The following is a 4,992-nucleotide window of genomic DNA, read 5'->3' on the forward strand; positions in this document are numbered from 1 at the left end:
TATGTGAGCGATGAAGATGTAAAGGAGGTTTTGAACTACTTGGAAACCCGCTCCTTTGATGTTGAGGGTTCAATGCAGATACTTGATGCGATTAAGAAGGGTGTAACCATAAAAGATAGTGAGGGCAACCTCAAAACCGTCAAACTAATCGATTTTGATAACCTTGAGGCAAACAGCCTTGTTTTCTCAAGGCAGGTGAATTTCAGGGATACAATAATTCCAGACATAACTCTTTTCGTTAATGGAATCCCTCTTGCAGTTATTGAATGCAAGAAGATGGCGAAGAGCTGGAAGGAGGGATATTCTCAGATAAAAAAGTACGAGCAGGCTGTTCCTGAACTGTTCAAGTACGTTCAGATTGGCGTGAGCTTTGCGGACAAGCTCGTTTACTTCCCGATTGTGAGATGGGAGGAGAGCGTTCCTGTTTACGAGTGGAAGCCTCAGTATGAGATTCTCAAACCCGACATATTTCTGGATATCATCAGATACTCCACCTTCTACCGTGAGCAGGACGGAGAGATAACCAAGGTTTTACCGAGATACATGCAGTACAGAGCTGTAAACGCAATAGTTGAGAGAGCTGTAAGCTATGCAAAAGGTTTGAATGACAGAAATAAAGGGCTAATCTGGCACTGGCAGGGAAGTGGTAAAACGCTGACAATGATCTTTTCTGCTGTGAAAATAAGGGATTTGCTCGGCAATCCAAGCATTTTCTTTATAGTTGATAGGGTTGAGCTGCAGAAACAGCTATCGGATGAGCTGAAGTACCTGAAAATCAACTATGAAGTGATTGGAAGCATTGACCACCTAAAGGAAGTTCTCAGGCATGCAGATGGAAAGCGTGGCTTCTTCATAACACTAATTCACAAGTTCAGGGCTGAAGAGCTGGATGAGCTGATAAGGCAGATGGAGAGGCAGCAGTGGAGCATAATGAAAAGGAGAGACGTTGTATGTTTGATAGATGAGGGGCACAGAACTCAGTATGGAGAGCTTGCAGCAAGCATGAGAAAGGTGCTGAAAAACGCCAGCTTCTTCGCCTTTACAGGCACACCAATAGCGAAGAAAGGGAGGGATACGTATCTGGCTTTTGGATATCCAGATGAACCATATCTTGATCGCTACTTCATTATTGATTCAATCAACGATGGCTTTACGGTTAAGATAGCCTACCAGTCAAGGCTTGATGATGTTCATTTGGATAGGGAGAATTTGGAAGTTTTCCTCTCATCCAGGCTTGAGGAGATTCCAGAAGAATACAGGGAGAGGGTTGAGCAGGATTTGAAGAGGAAGCTCAACAAGGTTAAGGTAATTCTTGAAGACAGGAAGAGGATTGAGAGAATAGCGAGGGATATTGCAAGCCATTACATCAAGTACGTCAAGCCATTCAAAGCAATGATTGTTGCTGTTAGCAGAAATGCATGCCTTTCATACAAGCAGGCTCTTGACAAGTTTCTGAATGAGAATGAAACTGAGATAGTGATGACATTCCAGCAGAACGATTCGAAAGAACTGTTAGATTACCTTGAAAAGCTCAAGAGGAAGTATGGAAAAAGCGAGCTGAAAGAGATTCACGAAGAAATCATAACGAGATTCAAGAAGAAAGAGAATCCAAAGATACTGATCGTTACCGACATGCTTCTAACAGGTTTTGATGCTCCAATCCTGCAAACCCTATATCTGGATAAGCCGTTAAAAGAACACAGACTACTGCAGGCAATAGCGAGAACGAACAGGCCGTTCATAAGGGATGGGGAGAATCTGAAGGGTGCTGGTTTAGTGGTGGATTACGTTGGGATTTTCAAGCATCTGAAGAGGGCATTTGAGATCTATGAGGAAGAGGACATCAGGGGAGCAGCCTACAACATGGAGGAGATAAAGGAGGAGTTGAGGAAGAAAATAGAAGAGGCTTTCAAGTTCTTCGATTTCGAGCTGAGCTATGATAGAGATGTAATAGATAGGGCAGTTCTAGTCATTTCAAACAACATTGACGAGTTCAGAAAACTGTATTTTGAAATCAGAAACCTATACAGACTCCTGCTTGAAGATAAACTGGAATTCAAAGAAAAATTTGAGCTTCTGAGCGAGATATACCACGTTTATCTCCAAAGAGAAAATCAGCTTGATGCGGAAATTGAGCAGAAGAAGGATCAGTTTTACAAAGAGGCGTTGAAGTTCATCCACGAAACAATTGATGTTCAAAAGATAAAGAGGGATTTCCCTGTTGTTGTTATAGATGATGAGTTCATAAACAGAATAAGGTCGGAGAAGGGTAAAAGAAGGTTCTACGATCTGCTTTTTGCAGTCAAAAATTACGTTAAGGAAGTTTCTGATGAGAACATTGTTGAGAAAGTTGACAGGATAGTGAGAGAGTGGAATGAGAGAAAGAAAGATGTAGAGGAGCTTTACGATGAAATGCTCTCAATTGCTGAGTACATAAACATGGAGAGGAAGGAGAGGGAGAAGCTTGGATTGAATGAGAAAGAATATAGAGTTTTCAAGCTCCTCAAGTCTCATAGGACTGATAAGCCAGATGATACTGAGATCGTAAAGGATGTTAAAGAGATGATGGAGAGGGTTAATGCCAAGACATTCCCCAGATGGTTCGAGAAAAGTGAGGTTGTTCAGGAGGTTGAGAGGGACATCCTGATGTATCTGCTGGACAGGATGGCTGGTAAGCTTGATGATTTAACAACAACGAGAGATGAAATAGTCCGCTTTCTTATAATTCAGGCTGAAAAAGAATCCAAGGGTAGGTGAACATGGAGATAGTTGTAGAAAGAAAACCAGTAAAGTACGCAAGAATTCAAGTTCTGGCTGATGGCAAAGTTAGAGTTGTAGCTCCTCCCAATTTTGATGTCGATGATTTCGTTAAGAAGCAAGCTAACTGGATAAAGAAGAAAAGAGAGGAGATTGAGAAGTTTGCTAGATATGTTAGCGGTAAAGAAAATCTGCTAATTCTCAATGGAAAATTCTACCATCTCGTTAAAGACAGGAAATTTGAGATTCTCGATGGAGAGGAAGGTGTGGTGAAATACTACAGCCTGAAAAGCCTGAAGAGAAAACTTGCCAATATGTTGAGAGAGGAACTAAAAGGTACAGTTTCATTCTATTCAAGGCTTCTCGGAGTGAAGTACGGCAAAATCTTCATAAAAATGCAGAAAACCAAATGGGCGAGCTGCTCTTCGAAGGCAAACCTCAGCTTCAACCTTGCGATGCTCGCTCTGCCTGAGAAGCTTAGAGAGTACATTGTCGTTCATGAGCTTGCTCATCTAATCGAGCCCAATCACACGAAGGCTTTTTGGGAGCTTGTTGGGTTCTATTATCCTGACTACAGCAATGCAGAAGAAGAGTTGAAGAAGTACTGGGTTATGGTTGAGAGGAGTAAAGCTTGGAAAAAACTCAGGAGCTTGAAGTAAACCAACAAGTTCACAAATTACGAACAAAAAGTTCATAAATCATGAACCATTAGTTCATGTATCATGAACATCTGGAGATTGATGTCGAGCAAAGAGAGGGTTGAAACTCTAACTTTCATACTTGAGAGAGAAAATGTTGGTGTTGAGGAAACTGCCAAACTACTCGGAAGGAGTAAAGGTTTCGTATCGCAATTTTTCAGCTTGCTAGAAGAGGAAGGGATACTGAAGAAGGTTGGGAGGAAATACAGGGTTTTGGAGTCACCAAAGGTTAAGGCTCTCAAAATACTGCTGAACATTGCAAGAATCGCCGATATTCTTGAAAAAAACAGAAAGAACTGGATGCTGAGCGTTGGAGTTTACGGAAGTTTTGCGAGGGGGGAGAACACAGAAGATAGCGATCTGGATATATGGATTGTTGTGGATAGTTATCCTAATGAGAGAGAAGTTGCGAGGGTTGAGAAGGAAATTTCAAAAGAGACTGGAAAGCAAACTCATCTTCTCATTCTCACCAGAGAAAAAATAGAGAGGCTTCGTAAAGAGGATCCAGTTTTCTACTGCGAACTCGTGAATTCGTTTGTTATATGGGGTGAGGGGATTGAACTTTGAAGATTGTGTAAGAAGAGGTTTGCTGAGGAGAGTTACTCCTTCTTTGGAAAAGGCAAAAGTGAGTATGAAAAGAGCAGAAAAGTGGCTTTTTGATGCAGAAAGAAGCTTGGAATATGAATTGTACGATAACTGCCTGATCTCATCTTATCTTGCAATGTTTCACTCTGCAAGAGCCATACTGTTCCGAGACGGGTGGAGAGAGAAGAGTCATTTTTGCATTGCGAGATATCTTGAGGAGAAATACGTAAAAGAAGGTAAACTGGAAGAAGAATGGGTGGATTTACTGGACAGGCTTAGAGAAACAAGACATGCTGACCAGTATGATGTATCTTACTTTGCAACACGAGAGGAGGCAGAATCAGCAGTAAACATTGCCCATGAGTTTGTAGAGCGTATGAAGAAGTTGTTGGAAGAAACTTAGAAAAAACATATATTGGTGTTTAAGATTTAAAATATGGCTTACTGGCTCTGCATAACCAATGAGGATAACTGGAAGGTTATAAAGGAGAAAAATATTTGGGGTGTTCAGGAAAAGCATCGAAATACAATTGCAAAGGTTAAGCCTGGAGATAAGCTTTTGATTTACGTTAAGCAGGAGAGAGATAAGGATGAGGTTAAAGAGCCAAGAATTGTGGCTGTTTATGAAGCTGCATCGGAAGTTTTCAGAGATTCTTCGAGAATCTTCAAATCTCCAAAGGGGATGGGGAATGAGACTTTCCCGCTGAGAATTAAGCTCAAGCCTGTTAAGATCTTCGATAAGCCTGTAGAGTTCAAACCTTTAATCCCTAGATTGAAGTTCATCACGAATAAAAAGAAATGGTCAGGGCATTTGATGGGCAAGGCAATGAGAGAAATCCCTGAAGAAGATTACAGGTTGATTTATAAAGGATAAAAAATATCAGAAACTAAGTTGAGATTATGGTTAAGTGCATAACATCTTAAACTTATCACCCAGAAACTTCTCAATCCA

At 41.0% G+C, this 4,992-nt stretch carries 5 protein-coding genes; all 5 read left to right on the forward strand.

The genetic code is table 11. From position 1 onward, the window contains the following. Positions 1-2,757 (forward strand): HsdR family type I site-specific deoxyribonuclease (locus H0Z19_RS11625; RefSeq protein WP_290726793.1); only part of this gene is annotated, 2,757 nt, incomplete at its 5' end. Between the two features lie 2 nt (positions 2,758-2,759). Further along, positions 2,760-3,416, forward strand: coding sequence for a SprT family zinc-dependent metalloprotease (locus H0Z19_RS11630; protein ID WP_290726796.1), 657 nt, complete (start codon positions 2,760-2,762; stop codon positions 3,414-3,416). A gap of 63 nt (positions 3,417-3,479) precedes the next feature. Beyond that, on the forward strand, positions 3,480-4,022 hold the full coding sequence (locus H0Z19_RS11635; protein ID WP_290726799.1) for a nucleotidyltransferase domain-containing protein: 543 nt from the start codon (positions 3,480-3,482) through the stop codon (positions 4,020-4,022). Further along, entirely contained in the window at positions 4,003-4,443 is a 441-nt protein-coding gene (locus tag H0Z19_RS11640) for a HEPN domain-containing protein (protein ID WP_290726802.1), read from the forward strand. The genes H0Z19_RS11635 and H0Z19_RS11640 overlap by 20 nt, the downstream gene beginning before the upstream one ends. Positions 4,444-4,476: 33 nt before the next feature. Further along, positions 4,477-4,914 carry an EVE domain-containing protein gene (locus H0Z19_RS11645; protein WP_290726805.1) on the forward strand — a complete coding sequence of 146 codons (438 nt, stop codon included), beginning with the start codon at positions 4,477-4,479 and terminating at the stop codon, positions 4,912-4,914. Positions 4,915-4,992: the final 78 nt, after the last annotated feature.

Origin of the sequence: Archaeoglobus sp. (genome assembly GCF_017656475.1) — an archaeon.
Taxonomy (GTDB): domain Archaea; phylum Halobacteriota; class Archaeoglobi; order Archaeoglobales; family Archaeoglobaceae; genus Archaeoglobus.